Source organism: Candidatus Palauibacter australiensis (assembly GCA_026705295.1).
Taxonomy (GTDB): Bacteria; Gemmatimonadota; Gemmatimonadetes; order Palauibacterales; family Palauibacteraceae; genus Palauibacter; species Palauibacter australiensis.
In genome coordinates, this window is sequence record JAPPBA010000041.1 from 1 (window position 1) to 22,029 (window position 22,029).

Here is a 22,029-nt window from a genome sequence, read left to right on the forward strand (position 1 = left end):
CATTCATGTTCAACCTGCGTTCAACCCGACTCCCCCGTTCTCCGGTCGATTCGGGGCCTCGGGTTCGATACGTTGCCAGGGAGGAACAACCCTTCGCGGTCTCGATGAGGTCCACCATGTCCGACCTTCCCCATCTCGACTCCTTCGGCGCGCGCGCTTCGCTGGATGCTCCCGGAGGCCCCGTCGCGATCCGCGACCTGCGGGCCGTCGCCTCGGCCACGGGGAGCGACCTGTCGCGCCTTCCGTTCTCGATCAAGGTCGTGCTGGAGAACCTGGCCCGGCACGAGGACGGTCAATCCGTGACGGCCGACGACATCGCCGCCATCGCAAACTGGGACGCTCAGACCACGCCGGGCCGCGAACTCTCCTTCCGCCCCGCGCGCGTGCTCCTGCAGGATTTCACCGGCGTGCCCGCCGTGGTGGACCTGGCCGCGATGCGCGACGCGATGGCGGAACTGGGCGGCGACCCCTCCTCGATCAACCCGCTCATGCCGTGCGAACTCGTCATCGACCACTCGGTGCAGGTGGACTCGTTCGGCACGGCGCAGTCGTTCCTCATCAACGCGGAGCGGGAATTCGAGCGGAACCACGAGCGCTACGCTTTCCTGCGCTGGGGGCAGACGGCGTTCGACAACTTCAAGGTCGTCCCGCCGGGCACGGGCATCGTCCACCAGGTGAACCTCGAGTACCTGGCCCGGGTCGTGTTCGACGACGCGACGGCGGGCGAGCGCATGGCCTACCCCGACACCGTCGTGGGCACGGACAGCCACACCACGATGATCAACGGTCTCGGCGTCCTCGGGTGGGGCGTGGGCGGCATCGAGGCCGAGGCGGCGATGCTCGGGCAGGCGCTATCCATGCTCGTCCCGCGCGTGCTCGGCTTCCGGCTCCACGGGCGGCTCCCGGACGGCGCCACCGCGACGGATCTCGTCCTTCGGGTCACCGAGGTCCTGCGCGGCGCCGGCGTCGTCGGCAAGTTCGTCGAGTTCTACGGGCCGGGTCTGGCCGGCCTCTCGCTCGCCGATCGGGCGACACTCGGCAACATGTCGCCCGAGTTCGGCTCCACCTGCGCGATCTTCCCCATCGACGCGGAGACGCTCTCCTACCTCCGGTTCACGGGCCGCTCCGACCAGCAGGTGGCGCTCGTCGAGGCATACGCCCGGGCCCAGAGCCTCTTCCACGACGCGGACACGCCCGCGGCGGAATACAGCGACCACGTCGAACTGGACCTCTCGACCGTCGAACCGGCGATCGCGGGCCCGAAGCTGCCCCAGCAGCGCGTGCCGCTGACCGAGAGCAAGCCGCGTTTCCTGGACGCGCTCGACGGGCTCAAGGGGCCGGGTGCCGGGGCCGGCGGCCTGACGCAGATGACGGGCTGGTCCGGCAGTGCCGGGGACGGCGGCGTGGCGGTGGCCGAGGCCCCGGCCGGCGTTGCCGTGCGTCTGACCGACGAACAGGGCGACGCGCACGAGTTCTCGCTTCACGACGGGTCCGTGGTCATCGCGGCCATCACGAGTTGCACCAACACGTCGAATCCGTCGGTCATGGTCGGAGCGGGCCTCCTCGCCCGGAAGGCCGTCGAGGCGGGCCTCAAGCAGCGTCCGTGGGTGAAGACGAGTCTCGCCCCCGGGTCGATGGTCGTGACGGAGTACCTCGAGGAAGCCGGCCTCATGCCGTACTTCGAGCAGCTCGGCTTCCACGTCGTGGGCTACGGCTGCACGACCTGCATCGGGAACTCCGGACCGCTCCCGGCCGAGATCTCGAGCGCGATCCGGGAGAACGATCTCGTCGCCTGCTCCGTCCTCTCCGGGAACCGGAACTTCGAGGGCCGCATCAGCCCCGATTCGCGCGCCAACTATCTCGCCTCGCCTCCCCTGGTCGTCGCGTACGCGCTCGCGGGCCGAATGGACATCGACCTCTACAGCGAGCCGCTGGGGACGAACGATCGGGGCGAGGAGATCTTCCTGCGCGACATCTGGCCGGGCCAGGACGAGATCAACGAAGCCGTCCGCACCGCCGTCAAGACGGAGATGTTCCGCGCCAAGTACGCGGAGGTGTACGCGGGAGACGAGCGCTGGAATGCGCTGGATACTCCCGTGGGCGACCGCTTCGCGTGGGACGAGGCCTCGACCTACGTGCGCCAGCCGACCTTCTTCGCCGCGATGTCGAAGGAGGCCGCCGCGCCCACCGACGTTGAAGGAGCGCGCTGCCTTGCGCTCCTCGGCGACGCCGTCACCACGGACCACATCTCCCCGGCCGGCGGGATCGCGCCGACCTCGCCCGCCGCGGACTACCTCCGTTCAAATGGCGTGGCGCTCCGGGACTTCAACTCGTACGGGGCGCGGCGCGGAAACCATGAGGTGATGATGCGGGGGACGTTCGCGAACGTCCGGCTTCGGAACCTGATGGTGCCGGGCGTGGAGGGCGGGTTCACCCGCCACGTCCCGAGCGGCGAACAGATGACGATCTTCGACGCCGCCGCGCGTTACCGAGAGGAGGGGACGCCCACCATCGTCATCGGCGGTGCGCTCTACGGTTCGGGGTCGAGCCGCGACTGGGCGGCCAAGGGGCCCTTCCTCCTGGGCGTGAAGGCCGTCATCGCCGTGAGCTACGAGCGCATCCACCGCTCGAACCTCATCGGGATGGGGATCCTGCCCCTCCGCTTCCGGGACGGGGAGACGGCCGAGACCCTCGGCCTCACCGGCGGCGAGACGTTCCACATCAGGGGCATCGCGGACGGCTTGAAGCCGAAGGACGCGATCGCGGTGACGGCGGTCTCCGATGACGGCTCGGAGACGCGCTTCGAGGCGATCGCCCGGCTCGATACGGAGGTCGAAGTGGACTACTACCGCAACGGCGGCATCCTCCAGACCGTCCTGCGGCAACAACTGGAAGCCTGAGCCTGGGGGTGTCGGGCGGTCGTGGCAGGGACGTTCCCGCGGGAACGTCTCCCGGCGCCCGGGACCCGTTCAGGACCCCTTGATCGCGGCCTCCAGCCACTTCCGGTCCGCCTTCCGCAGGTGGTCGAGCGGCGCGGGTTCGTCGCGCGCTTCATCGTCGCGACTCCGGCCGCGGCGGATGCGGCGCGCGACGAGGAATCCGCCGAGGAGGAAGGCCAGGCCGGGACCGGCGTAGACGAAGAGGTTCATGCCCTCCGCCCGGGGCTTGAGGAGGATCCACGGGCCGTACGCCTCTACGAAGTAGGCCTCGATCTCCTCGGCGGTGCGACCGTCCATGAGCATGGTGCGGATCACGTCCTGCATTTCGCGAGCGATGCGCGCAGACGATTCCGCGACGGACTGCTGGCGGCAGATCGGGCAGCGCAAGGTGGCGCCGATCTCCGCCGTCCGCTGGTCGATTTCGGCGCTGCGGACCGGGTCGCCCGGGGCGGCCGGCCGCTCGATGCCGTCGAGGGCCCCGTCAACGGTCTGGGCGGCGGCGGGCGCCGCGCCAAGGGTCACGCCGGTCACGGCGAGCACGGCGGCGGCGACGGCGACGCGCGACATCAGCTTCCCGCCGGACCGGCGGCGTCGCGCGCGACGAGGAGCGAGTCCACGTTCCGCTCGACAAGGTCCCACGTCACCGCGAGATCGTGCCGCAGCGCGACCACGCCGTCGGCGCCGATGAAGTACGTCTCGGGCACCCCGTACACGCCGTATTCGATCGCGGTCAGGCTCCCCGGATCCGTGACGAGCGGCCACTCCCCGCCCAGCTCCTCGATGAAGCGCATCCCGTTCTCCGGCCTGTCCTGGAAGAGGACGCCGATGAGCGCCACCTCGTCCGGATCGTACGTCTCGCGCAGCCGCACGAGCACCGGATGCTCGGCGATGCACGGGATGCACCACGAGGCCCAGTAGTTGAGCACGACGACCTTCCCCTCGAAGTCGCTCAGGCGCACCGAATCGCTCGGGTTGTAGAGGTTGGCGAGCCGGAACGCGGGCGCCTCGCGGCCCTCGAGCGCGGACGGAAGCCGCCGCTGGTCCTGCCCCAGCCCCCAGTAGAGAAGCGCGAGGACGGGCACGGCCGCCAAGGGCAGGGCCCACCGCCACCAGCCCTTCATGCCGCGGCCGCCGGATCGGCAAGCAGTTCGGCCCCCGCCGCCCGCACCCGGCTCCGGCCCCAGGGCCAGATCGCGATCAGGGCGCCCACGCCCATGATCATCCCCCCGATCCAGAGCCAGACGATCCCCGGATTCACGATCGCCCGCACGGTCGCGTGCGCCCCGCTCTCCGGGTCCACCGCCATCAGCGTGAGGTAGAGGTCGCTCGTGAGCGAACTCTTCACGGCGGGCGTCGCGATGTTCTGTCCCGTCGCGGTGTAGAAGTTGATCCGCGGCCGCTCCTCGCCGATCCCGCGCCCGTTACGGTAGGCCGCGAACGTCGCCCCGATGACGAACCGGTGCGGTTCCTCCCGCCCCCACACGTCGATGAGTTCCACCTCGTAGTCCTCGATCGCCAGCCGCTCGCCGGGCCGGAGCGTCATCTCCCGTTCCGTCTTCCACGTCCACGAGACGGAGATCGCGAGCGCGATGACGATCACCCCCACATGCACCACGTAGCCGCCGTAGCGCTGCCCCGTGCGCGCGAACAGATCCCGCAGCGCGCCAAGGAACGAGCGCTCCGCGATCCTCCGCCGCGCCTCGATCCCCTTCCGGAACTCGTCCGTGATCGTCGTCAGCACGAAGGCGGCGAAGGCGATCGTGAGAATGGGGAGGAAATACCCGACGCCGAGGGCGAAGGCGAGGAGCCCCGCCGCGGCCCCGACGATGGCCGGCCACACGAACGACCGCTTCAACTGCTCCCGCCCCGCCCGCCGCCACGGGAGCGCCGGCCCGACCCCCATCAGGAAGATGAGCGCCAGCCCGATCGGGCTCGCGACCTGGTCGAAGTACGGCGGTCCCACGCTGATCCGGTCCCCCCGCAGCGCCTCCACGACGAGCGGCCACATCGTGCCGAGGAGGACCGTGAAGGTGAAGCCCACGAAGAGGAGGTTGTTGAGGATGAAGGCGGACTCGCGCGAGGCGGGGCTCTCCACCTGACCCGGCGCGCGCAGCCGGTTGCTCCGCCACCCGATGAGGGCCAGCGACGCGATCGCCACCACGGCGATGAAGGCGAGGAACACGGGCCCGATGACGCCCTCGGTAAAGGCGTGTACGGAGTCGATGACGCCCGACCGCGTGAGGAACGTCCCGAACAGGGTGAGGAGGAAGGTCGAGATCATCAGCGTGAGGTTCCACGTCTTCAGCATCCCCCGCCGCTCCTGGACCATCGCGGAGTGCAGGAAGGCGGTGGCCGTGAGCCAGGGGAGGAAGGACGCGTTCTCCACCGGATCCCACGCCCAGGCGCCGCCCCAGCCCAGGACCTCGTACGACCACCAGCCGCCGCCGATGATCCCCATGGTGAGGAAAGCCCACGCGGCGACCATCCAGCGGCGGGCGTCCCTGAGCCAGCGCGCCTCGACGTTCCCGCGCAGGAGGCCCGCGATCGCAAAGGCGAAGGGCACCGTCATCCCCACGAACCCGAAGTAGAGCATGGGCGGGTGCAGGCCCATGAGCGGATGATTCTGGAGGAGGGGATTGGGTCCGGGGCCGTTGGCCGGCGCGGGATCCACGATGCCGAACGGATTCGCGGCTCCCGCGAGGAGTCCGAAGAAGAAGAGTTGCACGGCGCCGATGACGGCAAGGACGAGCGGGGTCGTGCGGAGGCCGTGCGCGAGTCCGCCCCCGAGCGCGGTCAGCGGTTCGCCGGCGGTCCGCAGCGCCCCGAACTCGCGGCGGCGGGTGAAGGCGAAGAGCGCCCCGTAGCCGGCGAGGATCCAGCCCCAGAAGAGGATCGAGCCCTCGAGGCTGCTCCAGAGCGAGATCGCCGTGTAGTAGGTCGGCGTCTCGCGGCTCCCCACGCGCGCCACGTACTCGACGCTGAAGTCGTGCGTGAGGAGGGCGACCTCCATTACGAGCATGCCGGCGGACATCGCGAAGAAGGCGAAGTAGGCGGCACGGCGGGCCAGGGCCGTGGACACCTCGCCGCCGGAGCGTGACAGGCCGGCCCAGCCGCCGGCCGCCGTGGCCAGGGCTGCAGCCAGGAGCGCCGCGATGACGGACGCGTAGCCGAGCGTGCTCAGCATCCGGCCACTCCGTACGGCTTCACCGGGTCGTCAGGAGTCTTCGAGGAGGGACTTGTAGACCTGGCCCGCGTCGCCCGCGTGCTCCGGAGGGGCGTATTCGTTCGAGTGCTTCACCATCAGGTTCGTGGCGCGGAAGACGCCATCGTTCCCGTAGGCTCCTTCGACGACGACCCCCATCCCCGGCTGGAACATCGAGGGGGGCGCGCCCGTGCTCTCGACGGGGATCTCGATGTTCTCCTCGCCGATGACGAAACGCAGTTCGGCGGACTCCGGATTCCAGTCCACGCTCCCCGGCTTGACCTGGCCACCGAGCCGGATCGGCTGGTCCACGACCTCGACTCCGCGCGCCTCGAGTTCGGCGGGCGTGAGGAAGAACACCATGTTCTCGTTCAACCCGCCCGCCGCGAGCACCGTGATCGCCCCCGCGATCGCCCCGAGCCCCGCCAGCATCCAGAGTTTCCGTCTCAACGTTCCCTCGCCTTCAAAGACCATCGTGCGGAATGCCCCGCAAGATGCACCTTTCTCCACGCGCTTGCCACAGGACCGCCGAGGCGCGAACCTCGCGGGGTGGACCGGATTCGCCTCGAAGAAGGAGAAGCACTCCCAATGAGCCGGACCGTGGCGTGCCCGCGCTGCGGGAGCCCCGCCTCGGGCAACTTCTGCGCGCAATGCGGGGCCCCGCTCGTCCAGCGCGCGCTATGTCCGGCCTGCCAGGCGCCGCTCCGGACGAACGCCCTCTACTGCACCGCCTGCGGTACGCCCGTGGGCGCTGCGCCGCGGAAGCCTCGCTCGGCGCTGCTCCCGTGGGTCCTTTCCGGCCTCGGGCTCGCGGTCTTCTCCGTAATGATCGCCGTGCTCGTCCAGCTGGGGAGCGTGACGCGGGTCGGGGACATGACGATGACGGGCGGACTCCCGGGCGAGACGACCGGTGGCCCCGCGGCGTCGTCGGGCAACGCCGGAGGCGCCGCCATGCCGAGCATGGAGGAACTCGCCGCCATGGGCCCGCGCGGCGTCGCGGACCGGCTCTTCGAGCGCGTGATGCGGGAGCACGAGGGCGGCGACTTCGAGCGCGCCGCCTTCTTTATCGACATGGCGCTGCAGGCGTACGACGCCGTCCCGCCGGAAGAGATCGACTCCGATGCGCGGTTCCACGTCGGCCTCCTCCGCCTCCTCACGGGAGCGTCCGGTCTCGCGCGGGAACAGGCGGATGAGATCCTCGCCGCGCATCCCGACCACCTGCTCGGGCTCCTGCTCGCCGCGCGCGCGGCCGACTTCGAGGGCGACGCGGAGGGGGCGGAGGCGTTCAGAGCCCGAATACGGACCGGGGTGGAGGAAGCCGGGGGGATTCCGGACCTCCCCGAATACCAGGCCCACCGGACGCTGATCGAGAGCGTGCTGCAAACGGACGGCGGAGACGGAGGGAGTGACGCGTGACCGGCTCCGGCGCGAACGGACGCACGCCCGCGCAGGCCGTGAGCGGCCGAATGGCCGACCTCCGCGACGAGTTCGTCGATTTCATCTCCCAACTCGTGCTCGAGGAATCCCCGTCCACCGACCCGGAGGCCCAGCGCGGCATCCGCGCGATCCTCACGGAGACCCTGACCGACCTCGGTCTGGAGGTGGAGCACATCCCGGGACGGGCGAGCGGAGGTCACCTGCTGGCGCGGAGCCCCGCAGCGGCGAACGGACCACAACTCCTCGTGGGACACATGGACACGGTGTGGCCCATCGGCACGCTGCGGGAAATGCCGGTGCGGGTGACCGACGACCGCCTCTCGGGTCCCGGCGCCTTCGACATGAAGACCGGGCTCGCGATCGGCGTGTTCGCGCTGCGGGCGCTGCGGGACCTCGGGCTGGACGCGGGCGTCGCACCCGCCTTCTTCATCAACTCGGACGAAGAGATTGGGAGCCCCGAATCCGAGCCGCTGATTCGCGATCTCGCGCACGGCGCGTCCCGGGCGTTCGTCCTCGAACCCGCGCTGGGCCCCGGCGGCCGGCTCAAGACGCGGCGCAAGGGGATCGGCCAGTACCGCGTCGAGGTCGCGGGACGGAGTTCGCACGCGGGACTCGCCCCGGAAGAGGGGGCGTCGGCGATCCTCGAACTCGCCCACGCGATCCGGCGGATCGACCGCCTGGCCGACTCCGGGACGGGGACGACGATGAACGTCGGAGTCATCGAGGGCGGCTCCCGCTCCAACGTCGTCGCGGCGTATGCGAGTTGCGAGGTGGACGTCCGCGTGTGGACGGCCGCCGAGGCCGACCGGATCCGCGAGGGGATGCTCGGACTGGAGCCCACCGTGCCGGGGACGCGGATCCAGGTCACGGAGGTCGCCAGGCGCGGGCCGCTGGAGCGCACGCCGCGCAACGTCGCCCTCTGGGAGCGGGCGCTCCGGGTGGCGGACGAGATCGGCCTGGAACTCGAGGAGGGATCGGCGGGTGGCGGCTCGGACGGTAACTTGACGAGCCAGTACACGGCGACGCTCGACGGACTGGGGGCGGTGGGCGACGGCGCCCACGCCCGGCACGAGTTCGTGTGGATCGACCGGGCCGTGGAGCGCGTCGCGTTGCTGGCGGGGCTGATCGCGGCGCCGTAGCAGTCCGTGGCAAAACCCCGCGTAAGCGCCGAGGGCGGTGAAGCGCTCGCCTGACAAGGAGCGACGAGAGAGAATAGCAGCGCTATTTGACCGAGGAGCGACGCAGAGCGCAGCGTTTCAGGCGAAGTGCAGCGCCGGTCGAACGCAGCGGGGTTTTGCCACGGGCTGCTAGCAGCGACCGGCCCGCCGGAAGGCTTCGAGAGGCGGCTTCGACGAGATGTTCTTTCGACAGATTTTCGACGACACGCTCGCGCAGTACGCGTACCTCATCGGGTGCCAGCGTACCGGAGACGCGATCCTCTTCGATCCCCAGCGCGACATCGACCGCTACGTGGACCTCGCGGCGAGCGAGGCCCTGCGCATCGTTGCCGTGGCCGAGACCCACATTCACGCCGATTTCCTCTCCGGCGCGAGGGAGTTCGCCGAACGCTTCGGCACCCGGCTCTACCTGTCCGATGAGGGCGGCCCCGACTGGCGCTACGAGTGGGCCCGCGACGGAGGCTACGACCACGTGCCGCTCCGGGACGGCGCCCGCTTCGAAACCGGCGACATCGACTTCCGGGCACTGCATACGCCGGGGCACACGCCCGAGCACCTGTCGTTTCTGGTCACGGACCGCGGCGCGGGGGCCGACGAGCCGATGGGCCTCCTCTCCGGGGACTTCGTCTTCGTGGGCGACCTCGGCCGGCCCGACCTGCTCGAGACGGCGGCGCGGGTCACGGGAGCGATGACGCCCGCGGCGCGCCGGCTGTACGGCTCGGTGCGGAGCTTCCTCGACCTGCCCGACTACCTGCAGGTGTGGCCGGCCCACGGCGCGGGTTCCTCGTGCGGGAAGGCGCTCGGGGCCGTGCCGGAGACGACCGTGGGCTACGAGCGGCGCTTCAGCCCGGCGATCGCTGCGGCGCTGAAGGGAGAGGACGCGTTCGTCTCCCACATCCTCGAGGGACAGCCCGAGCCGCCGATGTACTTCGCCCGCATGAAGCGGGACAACCGGGACGGGGCCCCGTTGCTGGGCGGTCTTCCGCGGCCGGGCCGAGTCTCGCCGCGGGAAGCGGCGTCTCGCGCCGGGGCGGGTTCGGGCGCCCGGGAAGTCGTGATCGACACGCGGTCGGACCGGTCGGCGTTCATGGCCCGGCACCTCCCCGGGTCGGTCTATGTTCCCCTAACGAGATCCTTCTGCACGGCGGCGGGCTCGATCCTGCAGGAGGGCGCGGCGATCACGCTCGTCGCCGATGAAACGGATCTCGAGTGGGCGGTGCGGCGGCTGGTGCGGATCGGGTTCGACGACGTGAGGGCCTTCGTGGAGCCGGAAGCGCTCGAACGGTACTTTGACGAAGGCGGGGAGGCGGCCGCGATTCCGGAGATCGACCTCGAAGCGGCGAGCCGGCTGTCGACGAGCGGGCAGGGCGACGTGCTCGATGTGAGATACGCGGCGGAATACGCCGCGTCGCACCTGCCCGGGGCGGTCAACGCCTCCTACACGCGGCTGCCCGATTACGCGGACCGGCTGCCGTCGAACGGTTCGCTGCTCGTACATTGCCTGAGCGGGGCCCGGGCCGCGGTGGCCGCCAGCTACCTGGCCCGCGAGGGCCGCGACGTGCACTACATCAACGACCTGTTCACCGCATACGCGGGATCGCTCGAAACCGGAGGACCCTGAATCATGGTCACAGTCATGAAGATCCGATCGCTCGCCGCCGCTCTCGTCGTGTTCGCCCTGGCCGGGGCGACGGCTCCCGCAGCGCTCGCCGCGCAGGGATTCGGCACTTCGGTGCTCGTGGGCGGGGGCGAAGTTCTGGTGGGGGAGCCCACCTCCGAGCGTGAGCCCGGAAGCGTGCGCGTCTTCCGAGACGGCCGCTGGACGGAGGTCCAGGCGCTGTATGCGCCGGCCGCGGCGGTGCGGGATGGCTTCGGGGCAGCGCTCGCGTCCACCGGCTCGCACCTGTTCGTGGGCGCGCCCGGGGCGGGCGCCGTCCACGTGTTCGAGCGCGAGGGCGCCGAATGGCGGCACGCCGCGGAAATCTCCTCGCCCGGCCTGGAGGCGTTCGGGCGCTCGCTGGCCGCCGGGGACACGCACCTCCTTGTGGCGGCCGCGGACGGCCCCGGCGGGATGGGCGTCGTCGTCGCCTACCGGCGCGTGAACGGGGGCTGGGAGGAGGGAGCACGCCTGGCGGCGGACGGCGCACCGGCGGGGTTCGGGGCCTCGATCGCGCTCGGTGGCGACCTCGCGCTCGTCGGCGCGCCGCTCGTCGATGAGGGTCGCGGCGAAGCGTACCTGTTCGGCTTCGAGGCGGACGCGGGCTGGCAGCGCGTCGCGCGACTCGGCGGCGATGGCGGCGAGGCGGGACGCGCCTTCGGGTCGGCGGTCGCGTTCGCCGGCGAGGAGGCGCTGGTCGGCGCGGCCGGTCAGGATGCCGGGCTCGGCGCCATCCACCGGTTCGCGAGGGACGCCGCCGGGGAGTGGCAGCTCGCAGGGACCGTGGCGCCCGACAACGCGGCCCCCACCGCGTTCGGCGCCGCGCTCGCCGTGGACGGCGATGTCGTGTGGGTCGGTGCGCCCCTCGCCGCCGGAAGGGGTCTCGTGTATCGGGTTGAACCCTCCGACGACGGCTGGACCGCTGAAGCCGGGTTCGACATGCCGGGCCGGGAACCGGTCCAGGTGGGACGCGTGGTGGCTGCGGGGAACCGCCTAGTGATCGCGGGTCTGCCCGCCGACGACTTCGGAGCCGGGTCCGCCGTGCTCATGGACGCCAGGTCCAACGGGTTGGTCCGGCTCGTGAGCGAGCAGGTCGGGCTCTCCTCTATCTCCGGCGGCCAGATCGACTGCGAGGAGGGGCTTGCCGAGGGCTTCGACTGCGACCGCGTGGATCTCCTCTCCTTCATCCCTCGGGAGGAACTCGGCGCCCCCCGCGGCATCCGCCTGAACGACGTGTGGGGGTGGACCGATCCGGCGACGCAACGCGAATACGCGCTCGTGGGCCGCATGGACGGCATCGCGTTCGTGGACGTGACGGACGCGTTCAACCCGCGGTATCTGGGCAACTTCGCCAAGACGCCGGGGAGCCGGTCGAACACGTGGCGCGACATGAAGGTGTTCAGGGACCACATGTTCGTCGTCGCCGACGGGGCGGGACAGCACGGGATGCAGGTCTTCGACCTCACCCAGTTGCGCGACGTCGCGGAGCCCCGGGAGTGGAAGCCCACGGCGCTGTATGAAGAGGTCGCCTCGGTCCACAACGTCGCGATCAACGAGGAGACGGGCTTCGCGTACCTGGTGGGCGCCTCCGGCGGAGGCGAGACGTGCGGCGGCGGTTCGCACATCGTCGACATCAACGACCCGCTCAATCCGGTGTTCGTCGGCTGTTTCGCCCACCCCAACACCGGGCGCCGCAACACCGGGAACTCGCACGACACGCAGTGCGTGATCTACCACGGCCCCGACGAGGACTACGCGGGCCGCGAGATCTGCGTGAACGCGAACGAGACGGCGATTTCGATCGCCGACGTGACGGACAAATCGAACCCGGTCGCCGTGGCGCGCGCCGAATACCCGAACGTGGCCTACGCGCACCAGGGCTGGCTCACGGAAGACCACGCGTACTTCTACTCCAACGACGAACTCGACGAGGTGAGCGGGCAGGTGGACGCGACGCGGACCCTCGTGTGGGATCTGCGGGACCTCGACGATCCGCTCCTCGTCCGGGAGTACTACAGCGACACGAGAGTCACGGACCACAACCTCTACGTGCGCGGCGACCGCCTCTACATGTCGAACAACCGCGCGGGCCTGCGCGTGCTCGACATCAGCGACCCCGAGAACCCGACGGAGGCGGGGAGCTTCGATACCACGCCCTGGGGCGAGGACGCGGCGGGCTTCGACGGCACATGGAGCGTCTATCCGTACTTCGAGAGCGGGACGATCCTCCTCTCGAGCCGGCGCGAGGGACTGTTCCTCGTGAAGGCGCGGGACGAGCGGCTTGTTCCCTGACCGATGTGTTCCGTCCTCGGCATCTTCGAGATCGAGCCCGGCGCCGCGGGTCTCCGCCGCCGAGCGCTCGACCTCTCGCGGCGCCAGCGGCACCGCGGGCCGGACTGGAGCGGCATCTACGCGGGCGAGCGGGCCATCCTCGCCCACGAACGGCTCTCCATCGTCGACGTGGAGAGCGGGGCGCAGCCCCTGTTCGGCCCCGACCGCACGACGGTGCTCGCGGTCAACGGGGAGATCTACAACCACCGGGCTCTGGAGCAGGGCGCGGCGCGCGGCTATCCGTTCCGCACCCGCTCGGACTGTGAGGTCATCCTCGCCCTGTACGAAGGGCGGCCCGACGACCCCGCGGAGTGGCTGAACGAGCTGAGCGGGATCTTCGCGTTCGCGCTCTACGACGAGACGCGCGACCGCTACCTGATCGCACGCGATCCCATCGGCGTCATGCCGCTCTACACGGGACGGGACGCGGAGGGCCGCTTCTACGTGGCCTCCGAGATGAAGGCGCTCATCGACACCTGCCCCGAGATCCACGACTTCCCGCCGGGGCACATGCTCGACAGCGGCAGCGGCGATGGCCGGCCCGTGCCGTACTACCGGCCGGGGTGGCGCGAGTACGACGCGGTGGCGGGCGGAGCGACGGATCCGGCGCGCGTGCGCGCCGCGCTGGAGGAGGCGGTGCACCGGCAACTGATGTCGGACGTGCCGTACGGTGTGCTGCTGTCGGGCGGTCTCGACTCGTCGATCATCTCCGCGCTGGCCATGAAGTTCTCGCGCCGGCGGGTGGAGACGGGGGATGCCGAGGAGGCCTGGTGGCCGCGGCTGCATTCGTTCGCCATCGGGCTCGAAGGGGCGCCGGACGTGGAGGCGGCGCGCGCGGCGGCGGACGCGATCGGCACCGTGCACCACGAGATCGTCTACACGCTTCAGGAGGGGCTCGACGCGATCTCCGACGTCATCAGGCACCTGGAGACGTTCGACGTGACGACGGTGCGGGCGTCGACGCCGATGTACCTCATGGCCCGCCGCATCAAGGCGATGGGGATCAAGATGGTGCTCTCGGGCGAGGGCGCCGACGAGGTCTTCGGGGGCTACCTCTACTTCCACAAGGCCCCCGACGCGCGGGCCTTCCACGACGAGACCGTCCGCAAGCTGGACCAGCTCCACAAGTACGACTGCCTGCGCGCGAACAAATCGATGGCTGCGTGGGGCGTGGAGGCGCGCGTCCCCTTCCTCGACCGCGAGTTCCTCGACGTGGCCATGGCTCTCGACCCGGAGTCGAAGCGGCCGGCGGACGGCCGCATGGAGAAGCACATCCTGCGCGAGGCGTTCGAGGGACTCCTCCCGGACGAGATCCTGTGGCGCCAGAAGGAGCAGTTCTCCGACGGGGTGGGCTACTCCTGGATCGACAGCCTGAAGGAGATGGCCGAGGGCGAGATCGGCGACGGACAGCTCGCCAGGGCGGCGGCGCGGTTCCCCACCAACACGCCGCTCACGAAGGAAGCGTATCTCTACCGCTCGATCTTCGCGTCGCACTTCCCCGGCGAGCCGGCCGTCCGCTGCGTCCCGGAGGGTCCGAGCATCGCCTGCAGCACCCCCGCCGCGATCGCCTGGGACCCCGCCTTCGCCGGCATGGCCGACCCCTCCGGCCGAGCCGTCCAGGGCGTCCACGCCCACAGCTACTGAACGCCTGGGCGACCCCCGACGGGTTTGCGCCGTCGCTTGCGGGGCGGGCATCTTGGGGCGTCTTGATCCGCACGTCCCGCAGACGAGGTCGAACGATGAAGATCCCCGCCCGCTCCGTACTCCTCACTTTCCTCGTGCTTTCGGCCGCCGGTTTCGCCGCGATGACTCCCGCCGCGGCGCAGGAGGCGGTTTCGGTCGAGGTCGTGCCGAGCGCGCTGTCGCTGGAGGTGGGGGAAGAGGCCACGCTGGAGGTCCGCGTCCTGGATGCGGATGGGAACGCGGTCGACGCCCAGGTGCTCTTCTTCCCCGCCTTCGCGGACGGGCGGTCGGGGAGCGCGCGCCGGAGCCTCGACGTGGATCGCACGACGGGCCGCGTGAGGGCGGTCAGGGGTGGGGAATACGTGGTCTCCGCGATCGTGGCAAGCGCGAGGGGGCTGCGTGGGGAGGCCATGGTGAGCGTGACCTTTCCCCCGCTCGACCGGATCGATGTGACGCCTTCGGGCGGGTCGACGTACGTCGGCGTCGCGACGCGTCACCGGGCGACGCTGCTCGACACGGCCGAGGACGAGCGCGATGGCGAGATCCGCTGGTCCACCTCCGACGAGGGCGTGGCGACCGTGGACCGCTTCGGCATCCTCACGGCGCACGCATCGGGGCAGGTGGTGCTGCAGGCGGAAGCGGAAGGCATCGCCGCGGAGGTCCGCTACGATGTCAGGGAGAACCCCGCCGCTCGCCTGACGGTGTCGGGGAGCGCGGAGCGGGCGCGAACGGGCGACGTGGTGCGGTTCGAAGCGGCCGTCGAGGACGCGATGGGCGGCGCGGTGGGCGACCTGCCGGTCACCTGGACCGTGATGTCGGACCCCTCCATCGAGGCGACGGCGGACATCCCCCCGGCGGAGATCGATGGTCAGGGCCGGTTCGTGGCCTACTTCCCCGGCGTGTACACGGTCGTCGCCAACGTGCCGGGCCGCGCCGCGCGTACCTCGCTGGAGGTCCATCCGCGGCACGCCTCGCAGGAAGTCACGTTCGTGGGTCATGGACAGGTCAACAACGAGCGTACCTCGGACCTGTGGGTGTGGGAGGGGGTCGACGGGCGCGACTACGCGATCACCGGCACGCACGCGGCCGCGGGCGCCGTCTACTTCTGGGACGTGACGGATCCGGCGAGCCCCGTCCTCACCGACTCTGTCGTCGTCAACGCGCGCACGACGAACGACGTGAAGGTGAGCGAGGACGGCGAGGTCTGCGTGATCTCGCGCGAGGGGGCCTCCAACCGCCGCAACGGGATCGTCATCCTCGACTGCCGGAACCCGCGGGACGTGACGACGATCTCCGTGTTCGACGACGAGCTTACCGGCGGCGTCCACAACCTCTTCATCCACGACGGTCACGTGTACGCGGTGAACAATGGGCGCCGCTTCGACGTGATCAACATCGAGGACCCGGCCACCCCGCATCGCGTGGGCCGGTTCGAACTCGACACGCCCGGGCACGCGATCCACGACATTTGGATCGTGGACGGGATCGCGTACACCTCGAACTGGGGCGACGGGGTCGTGCTCATCGACGTGGGGGGCGGCGACCGCGGCGGCTCTCCGTCCAATCCGGTCGAGATCGCGCGCTTCCGCGACATCGGCGGGCGGACGCACGCCGCCTTCCCGTACCGGAGTCCGACGGGGCGCTTCTACGTGTTCATGGGAGACGAGGCGGGGCGTCCGGGCTTCGACGGACAGGACCCGGATCGCACGCCGATGTTCATGTCGGGCTACATACACGTGGTCGACTTCACGGACCCGGAGAACCCGGAGGAGGTCGCGCGTTACGAGATCCCCGAGGCAGGCTCGCACAACATGTGGATCGACGACGACAAGCTGTACGCGGCGTTCTACAACGGCGGGCTGCGGGTCCTCGACATCTCCGGCGAGCTGAAGGGGAACCTGGGCGAGCAGGGCCGGGAGATCGCACGCTACATGGCGTACGATCCGGACGGCGTAGTGGCGAACGCGCCCTTCACCTGGGGGCCGCAGATCCACAAGGGGAACCTCTTCTTCGCGGAGTACTTCAGCGGGCTGTGGGCGGTGAAGCTCCAGCCGCGCCAGGAACTCGTCCCGTAGCCGGATCGAGCTCGGTGCGGGTATCCGCCCGGATCAACGGCGTGGCGTGGTCCGGGGAGGTGGAGCCGCGCCTCCTCCTGTCGGACTTTCTGCGCTCCGACGTCGGGCTCACCGGCACGCACGTGGGATGCGAGCACGGGGTGTGCGGGGCGTGCACCGTGCAACTGGACGGGGAACCGGTTCGGGCCTGCCTCATGTTCGCGGTACAGATCGATGGGCACGAGGTGACGACCGTCGAAGGGCTCGCCACGGCGGCGCCCGGGGAAGCGATCTCCGTCGAACAGTTGCACCCGGTCCAGCGGGCGCTGCACGAGGCGCACGGTCTGCAGTGCGGCTTCTGCACCCCCGGCATCCTGATGACGGCGGAGGCCTTCCTGCGCGAGAATCCGGCGCCTTCGCGGGGGGAGATCCGCGAGGCGGTGTCCGGGCACCTGTGCCGCTGCACCGGCTATCACAACGTCGTGGAGGGCGTCGCGCTCGCGGCCGAGCGCCTCGCGGCGGAGGGGGAACCGTGAGCCGGGCGGGCGGGACGTGGGTCGGAGCGCGGGTGCCGCGCAACGAGGACGCGCGGCTGCTGACCGGCCGCGCGCAGTTCGTGGAGGACGTCGAGCCGCCGGGCACGTTGCACGTCGCCTTCGTGCGCAGCGACCTGCCTGCCGGCCGGCTGCGCGCGCTCGATGTGGCGAGCGCTCGGGCGCACCCCGGCGTCCACGCCGTCTTCACGGCCGCCGACCTCGGTCCGCTCCTGCGTCCCGGCGCCGTGCTCGTCCCGCCGCCGCCGCTCGAGGGGCTCGTGTTCCACGCGCGCACGGCGCTCCCCCTCGTCCGCGAGCGGATCCGGCATCAGGGCGAGGCGCTGGCGATGATCGTGGCGGACAGCCGCTACGTGGCCGAGGACGCGGCCCAGCTCGTGGAGGCGGACATCGAGCCGCTCGATCCCGTCGTGGACCTCGGGCGGGCGCTCGATGAGGACGCGCCTCGCGTGCATGAAGACCTCCCGTCGAACCTCGCCGCGCACGTCCGGCAGGCGAAGGGGGACTACGCCGCCGCCCGCGCGCGGGCCGATCTCGTCCTGGAGCGGCGCTTCAGCTACGACCGGGGGATCGGGGGCGCGATCGAGAACCGGGCCGTCGTGGCGGAGTGGGACGCGCGGGCCGACCGGTTGCAGGTATGGGATACGACACAGGCCCCCATCCCCGTGCGCAACGTCGTGGCCGCGGCGCTCGGCCTGTCGGAGTCGCAGGTGCGCTTCATCGCCCCCTTCGTCGGCGGCGGCTTCGGCCCGAAGATCATGTTCTACGCGGAGGAGATCCTCATTCCCTGGGCCTCGATCCGACTGGGGCGGCCCGTGAAGTGGGTCGAGGACCGGTACGAGAACTTTTTCGCCACCACACAGGAGCGGGGGCAACTGCACGAGGCGGAGATCGCGGTCACGCGCGAGGGCCGGATCCTGGGCGTGCGCGACATCTTCATCCACGACTCGGGGGCGTACGACCCCTACGGTCTCACGATCCCCATCAACAGCCAGTGCACGCTGCTCGGGCCCTACCGGGTGCCGAACTACGAGAGCGAGTTCCGGGTCGCCTTCACGAACAAGCCGATCGTCACGCCCGTGCGCGGCGCTGGCCGGCAGCACGGCGTGTTCGTCATGGAGCGCCTGCTCGATCTCGCGGCGCGCGGCCTCGGCATCGATCCGGTCGAGATCCGCCGCCGCAACGTGATCGGTTCGGACGAGTTCCCTTACAACCACGAGGTCATGTACCAGGACTTCGCCCCGCTCCGGTACGACAGCGGGAGTTATGAGGAGTCGCTCGAAGAGGCCGTGCGTCTCGTCGGTTATGACGAGACGTTCCCGCGGGAACGCGAGCGGGCGCGGGCGGACGGACGCGTGGTCGGCGTCGGCGTCGTCAACTACGTGGAAGGGACGGGGATCGGCCCCTACGAGGGCGCCCGGATTACGGTCGAGCCGAGCGGCACCGTTCGTCTCGCGACCGGCGTGGGCACCCAGGGCCAGGGGCACTTCACCTCCTTCGCGCAGATCGTGGCCGATGCCATCGGGGTGGCGCCGTCCGACGTGCGGGTGGTGACAGGCGACACGAGCGACTTCCATTGGGGGACGGGCACCTTCGCGAGCCGCGGGGCGGTCGTGGCCGGCAACGCGATCCACGCCGCGGCGCAGTCCGTGCGGGAGAAGATCCTGCGCCACGCCGCTGACGCGCTCGAGGTCGATCCCGAAGACCTCGAACTCGTTGACGGCGCCGCCCGCGTGCGGGGCGCCCCGGACCTGTCCGTCGACCTCGGCGCGCTCGCGGTGAGCGCCAACCCGCTGCGCGGGGCCGTGCAGCCGGGGACCGAGCCGGGGCTCGAGGCGACCTCGTACTTCGGCCCGCCGTACGGGACGACCGCGAACGGGACGCACGCCATCGTCGTCGCGGTGGATGCCGAGACGGCGATGGTCGAGATCCTGCGCTACATCGTCGTGCACGACTGCGGGACGGTGATCAACCCGACCATCGTGGAAGGCCAGATCCATGGCGGCGTCGCGGCGGGGATCGGAAACGCCTTCTACGAGGAACTCGTGTTCGACGAGTTCGGGGGCACGAGCAACGCCTCGTTCATGGACTACCTGCTCCCGACATCGACGGACGTGCCCCCGATCGAGACGGCCCACCTCGAGACGCCTTCGACGCTGAACCCGCTGGGGACGAAGGGCGTGGGGGAGGGCGGCGCGATCCCGGTCGCCGCCGCCTTCGCGCAGGCCGTCGAGGACGCGCTGGCCGACATCGCCCCGGAACTGGAGATCCTCGACATCCCGCTGAGCCCCGGCCGCCTGTTCGAACTCCTCCGGGGGGCGTCGTGAAGCCGCCGCCCTTCGAGTACCTGGCGGCGGCCGACCTGGACGAAGCGCTGGAGGCGCTCGCGGATGCGTCCGTCGAGACACGACCGCTCGCGGGCGGACAGAGCCTCGTCCCGATGCTCAACTTCCGTCTCGCGGCGCCGGAACGTCTCGTGGACCTGAACGGGATCGAGGAGCTGGCGGGCGTCGAGGAGATGGGGGACGGAGGGCTGCGTCTCGGCGCCATGGTCCGGCATCGCCAACTGGAGTGCGATCCGCTCATCGCGCGGCGGGCCCCGCTCCTCGCGGAGGCGGCGCCCTTCATCGCGCACCCCCAGATCCGCTCGCGGGGCACGGTGGGAGGCTCCGTGGCGCACGCCGATCCCGCCGCGGAACTGCCCGCCGTCCTCCTCACGCTCGGGGCGCGGGTCCGGATCGCCCGCCGCCCGCGGGGAGGAGAGTCCGGCTCCAGGGTGGAGCGGACCCTGGATCTGGACGATTTCTTCCTCGGCCCCTTCTTCTCCGTGCTGGAACCCGATGAACTCCTCACGGCCATCGAGGTGCCCCCGCCCGCCCCGGGGGAGGGGACGGCCTTCGACGAGGTGGCCCGGCGCCGGGGCGACTACGCCCTCGCCGGCGTGGCGGCGCGCGTGCGCCTGGACTCCCGCGGGGTCTGCGCCGCCGCCATCTCGCTTGTGAACGGCGGGGCCACCCCCTGCCTGATGAGCGAGGCCGCGCGCACGCTCGTCGGCGCGGAGCCTACGGCGGAAGCGATCGGAGCCGCAGCGGCCGCATGCGCGGAGACTTCCGAACCCGCCGCCGACATGCACGCGAACGAGGCGTACCGCCGGCACTTGGTCCGCACCCTGACCGCCCGGGTGGTGTCGCTCGCGGCGGCTCGCGCCCGGACTTGACCGGCCCCGCGCTCTTCCGCCCGCCCCCGGAGTGGTCGGACCGCGTCGCCGTGCTCGCGGATGGCGCGTCCCGCACGTACGGCGAACTCGCCGCGCAATCGCGGCTGTGGGCCCGACATCTCCTTGACGGAGCCGGCGCCGCCGATCTGGACGGGGCCCGGGTCGGGTTCCTCATGGCGCCGGGCTTCGAGTACGTCGTCACCCAGTGGGCGATCTGGCGCGCCGGCGGGATCGCGGTCCCGCTATGTCCCGACCATCCCGCGCGCGAGATCGAATACGTGATCGACGATGCGGACTGCGCCGCGCTCATCGGGGCCGGAGAGACGGGACGTCGGGTCGAGGGCCCGGCGCGGGAGCGCGGCATCCCATTTCACGACGCCGGCGATGCGAAAGCGGGCTCCTCGGCGTCCGACGTGCCCGACCCGGACCCGCTGCCCTCGATCGGGGCGGATCGACCCGCGATGATCCTCTACACGAGCGGCACGACGGGACGCCCCAAGGGCGTCGTGACGACGCACGCCCAGATCGAGGCGCACATCCGGTCGCTGCTCGACGCGTGGAGATGGGAGCGCGACGACCGCATCCTCCACGTCCTTCCCCTTCACCACACGCACGGCGTGGTCAACGCGCTCTGCTGTCCGCTCTCCGCGGGAGCCGCGGTAGAGTTCGGCGGGTCGTTCGAGCCGTCGGTCACGTGGGAGCGACTCGCCTCGGGCGACATCAGCGTGTTCATGGCCGTGCCGACGATCTACGCGAAGCTCCTGCGCGCCTGGGATGCCGCCGAAGGCTCCACCCGTCGGCGATGGTCGCGGGGCGTGGGCGCCCTCCGGCTGATGGTGTCGGGTTCGGCCGCTCTCCCCGTGCGCGCGTTCGAGCGCTGGGAGGAGATCACGGGGCACCGCCTCCTCGAGCGCTACGGCATGACGGAGATTGGCATGGGGCTCTCGAATCCGTACGACGGCGAGCGGCGGCCGGGCACCGTGGGCCAGCCGCTCCCCGGCGTCGGCCTGCGTCTCGTGCGCGCGGCCACGGGGCGCGTGCTCGCGGACGGCATGGAAGTCGTCGCGCCGGGAGAGTCGGGCGAGATCCGGATCCGCGGCCCCATGGTGTTCTCCGAATACTGGCGGCGTCCCGAGGAGACGGCGGCCGCCTTCGCCGACGGATGGTTCCTGACGGGAGACGAGGCGGTCCTCGAGGATGGCTACTACCGTCTTCTGGGGCGCCGCTCCGTCGACATCCTCAAGAGCGGCGGCTACAAGATCTCGGCGGTCGAGATCGAGGAACTGCTGCGCACGCACCGGCATGTGAGGGACTGCGCCGTGGTCGGAATCCCGGACGAGGAGTGGGGAGAGAGGGTCGCCGCCGCCGTCGTCCCCGAGCCCGACGCGGCGCCGGGGCCCGACTCCCTCCCCGAGCGGCTGGATCCGTGGGTCCGGGAGCGGCTCGCGCGCTACAAGGTGCCGCGCGCCTGGCTCTGCGTCGCAGACCTGCCGCGGAACGCGATGGGCAAGGTTCGGAAACCGGCCGTGCAGGCGCTCTTCGACGCCCCGGCCGAATCGTCGTGACCCCGGCGGCCCACGACAACGCCCCGCGTCAGCGCCGGGCGAACGCAGCGGGGCTCGTGCCGCCAGCCGCCGGCATTGCGTTCCCCGAGCGGATGCGGGAGCGTACGGCCGTTGGTTCTTGCCGCCACAACATCGAACCGAGTGGAGCCGATCACTCATGAAACTCTACGATCTCTCGCAGCCCCTCAATCAGGACTGCTTCTTCTGGCCGT

At 70.9% G+C, this 22,029-nt stretch carries 15 protein-coding genes; 11 read left to right on the forward strand and 4 right to left on the reverse strand.

The window, feature by feature from the left end; genetic code table 11:
* Positions 1–116: 116 nt before the first annotated feature.
* Positions 117–2,900, forward strand: a complete 2,784-nt coding sequence (gene acnA / locus OXN85_02990; GenBank protein MCY3598926.1) for an aconitate hydratase AcnA — start codon at positions 117–119, stop codon at positions 2,898–2,900.
* A 69-nt stretch (positions 2,901–2,969) separates the two neighbouring features.
* Here acnA and OXN85_02995 read toward each other — a convergent pair whose 3' ends face one another.
* The 4 genes from OXN85_02995 to OXN85_03010 are packed head-to-tail and all read right to left on the reverse strand — an operon-like array spanning position 2,970 to position 6,591.
* Positions 2,970–3,506 carry a cytochrome c-type biogenesis protein CcmH gene (locus tag OXN85_02995; protein MCY3598927.1) on the reverse strand — a complete coding sequence of 179 codons (537 nt, stop codon included), beginning with the start codon at positions 3,504–3,506 and terminating at the stop codon, positions 2,970–2,972.
* The gene (locus tag OXN85_03000; GenBank protein MCY3598928.1) at positions 3,506–4,060 is read right to left on the reverse strand and encodes a redoxin domain-containing protein; all 555 of its coding nucleotides are present in this window, start codon (positions 4,058–4,060) and stop codon (positions 3,506–3,508) included. The genes OXN85_02995 and OXN85_03000 overlap by 1 nt, the downstream gene beginning before the upstream one ends.
* Positions 4,057–6,123, reverse strand: a complete 2,067-nt coding sequence (locus tag OXN85_03005; protein MCY3598929.1) for a heme lyase CcmF/NrfE family subunit — start codon at positions 6,121–6,123, stop codon at positions 4,057–4,059. Before OXN85_03005 ends, OXN85_03000 begins: the two co-directional genes overlap by 4 nt.
* Positions 6,124–6,153: 30 nt before the next feature.
* Positions 6,154–6,591: a cytochrome c maturation protein CcmE gene (locus tag OXN85_03010; protein MCY3598930.1), complete on the reverse strand. Its 438-nt coding sequence runs from the start codon at positions 6,589–6,591 to the stop codon at positions 6,154–6,156.
* 138 nt (positions 6,592–6,729) lie between these two features.
* Here OXN85_03010 and OXN85_03015 point away from each other — a divergent pair, with 138 nt between their 5' ends.
* From OXN85_03015 to OXN85_03060, 10 genes are all read left to right on the forward strand, one after another.
* Entirely contained in the window at positions 6,730–7,557 is an 828-nt protein-coding gene (locus tag OXN85_03015; protein MCY3598931.1) for a zinc ribbon domain-containing protein, read from the forward strand.
* Positions 7,554–8,717 (forward strand): M20 family metallopeptidase, encoded by a 1,164-nt coding sequence (locus OXN85_03020; GenBank protein MCY3598932.1) that lies wholly within the window; start codon positions 7,554–7,556, stop codon positions 8,715–8,717. The genes OXN85_03015 and OXN85_03020 overlap by 4 nt, the downstream gene beginning before the upstream one ends.
* A 217-nt stretch (positions 8,718–8,934) precedes the next feature.
* Positions 8,935–10,377, forward strand: coding sequence for an MBL fold metallo-hydrolase (locus OXN85_03025; GenBank protein ID MCY3598933.1), 1,443 nt, complete (start codon positions 8,935–8,937; stop codon positions 10,375–10,377).
* Positions 10,378–10,380: 3 nt separating this feature from the next.
* Positions 10,381–12,705 carry a choice-of-anchor B family protein gene (locus tag OXN85_03030; GenBank protein MCY3598934.1) on the forward strand — a complete coding sequence of 775 codons (2,325 nt, stop codon included), beginning with the start codon at positions 10,381–10,383 and terminating at the stop codon, positions 12,703–12,705.
* A gap of 3 nt (positions 12,706–12,708) precedes the next feature.
* Positions 12,709–14,388: an asparagine synthase B gene (gene asnB, locus OXN85_03035; GenBank protein MCY3598935.1), complete on the forward strand. Its 1,680-nt coding sequence runs from the start codon at positions 12,709–12,711 to the stop codon at positions 14,386–14,388.
* 95 nt (positions 14,389–14,483) lie between these two features.
* Positions 14,484–16,502, forward strand: a complete 2,019-nt coding sequence (locus OXN85_03040; protein MCY3598936.1) for an Ig-like domain-containing protein — start codon at positions 14,484–14,486, stop codon at positions 16,500–16,502.
* A gap of 14 nt (positions 16,503–16,516) precedes the next feature.
* Positions 16,517–17,017: a (2Fe-2S)-binding protein gene (locus tag OXN85_03045; GenBank protein ID MCY3598937.1), complete on the forward strand. Its 501-nt coding sequence runs from the start codon at positions 16,517–16,519 to the stop codon at positions 17,015–17,017.
* Positions 17,014–19,362: a xanthine dehydrogenase family protein molybdopterin-binding subunit gene (locus OXN85_03050; GenBank protein ID MCY3598938.1), complete on the forward strand. Its 2,349-nt coding sequence runs from the start codon at positions 17,014–17,016 to the stop codon at positions 19,360–19,362. The genes OXN85_03045 and OXN85_03050 overlap by 4 nt, the downstream gene beginning before the upstream one ends.
* Positions 19,359–20,252 carry a xanthine dehydrogenase family protein subunit M gene (locus OXN85_03055; protein MCY3598939.1) on the forward strand — a complete coding sequence of 298 codons (894 nt, stop codon included), beginning with the start codon at positions 19,359–19,361 and terminating at the stop codon, positions 20,250–20,252. Before OXN85_03050 ends, OXN85_03055 begins: the two co-directional genes overlap by 4 nt.
* Entirely contained in the window at positions 20,249–21,817 is a 1,569-nt protein-coding gene (locus tag OXN85_03060; GenBank protein MCY3598940.1) for an AMP-binding protein, read from the forward strand. The genes OXN85_03055 and OXN85_03060 overlap by 4 nt, the downstream gene beginning before the upstream one ends.
* The last annotated feature ends 212 nt before the right edge of the window (positions 21,818–22,029 follow it).

Coding starts and splice junctions, on each gene's coding strand:
- OXN85_03030 (MCY3598934.1), top strand. CDS start 10,381: ATGGTCACAGTCATGAAGATCCGATCGCTCGCCGCCGCTCTCGTCGTG.
- OXN85_03000 (MCY3598928.1), bottom strand. CDS start 4,060: ATGAAGGGCTGGTGGCGGTGGGCCCTGCCCTTGGCGGCCGTGCCCGTC.
- OXN85_03015 (MCY3598931.1), top strand. CDS start 6,730: ATGAGCCGGACCGTGGCGTGCCCGCGCTGCGGGAGCCCCGCCTCGGGC.
- OXN85_03040 (MCY3598936.1), top strand. CDS start 14,484: ATGAAGATCCCCGCCCGCTCCGTACTCCTCACTTTCCTCGTGCTTTCG.
- OXN85_03005 (MCY3598929.1), bottom strand. CDS start 6,123: ATGCTGAGCACGCTCGGCTACGCGTCCGTCATCGCGGCGCTCCTGGCT.
- OXN85_03025 (MCY3598933.1), top strand. CDS start 8,935: ATGTTCTTTCGACAGATTTTCGACGACACGCTCGCGCAGTACGCGTAC.
- asnB (MCY3598935.1), top strand. CDS start 12,709: ATGTGTTCCGTCCTCGGCATCTTCGAGATCGAGCCCGGCGCCGCGGGT.
- OXN85_02995 (MCY3598927.1), bottom strand. CDS start 3,506: ATGTCGCGCGTCGCCGTCGCCGCCGCCGTGCTCGCCGTGACCGGCGTG.
- acnA (MCY3598926.1), top strand. CDS start 117: ATGTCCGACCTTCCCCATCTCGACTCCTTCGGCGCGCGCGCTTCGCTG.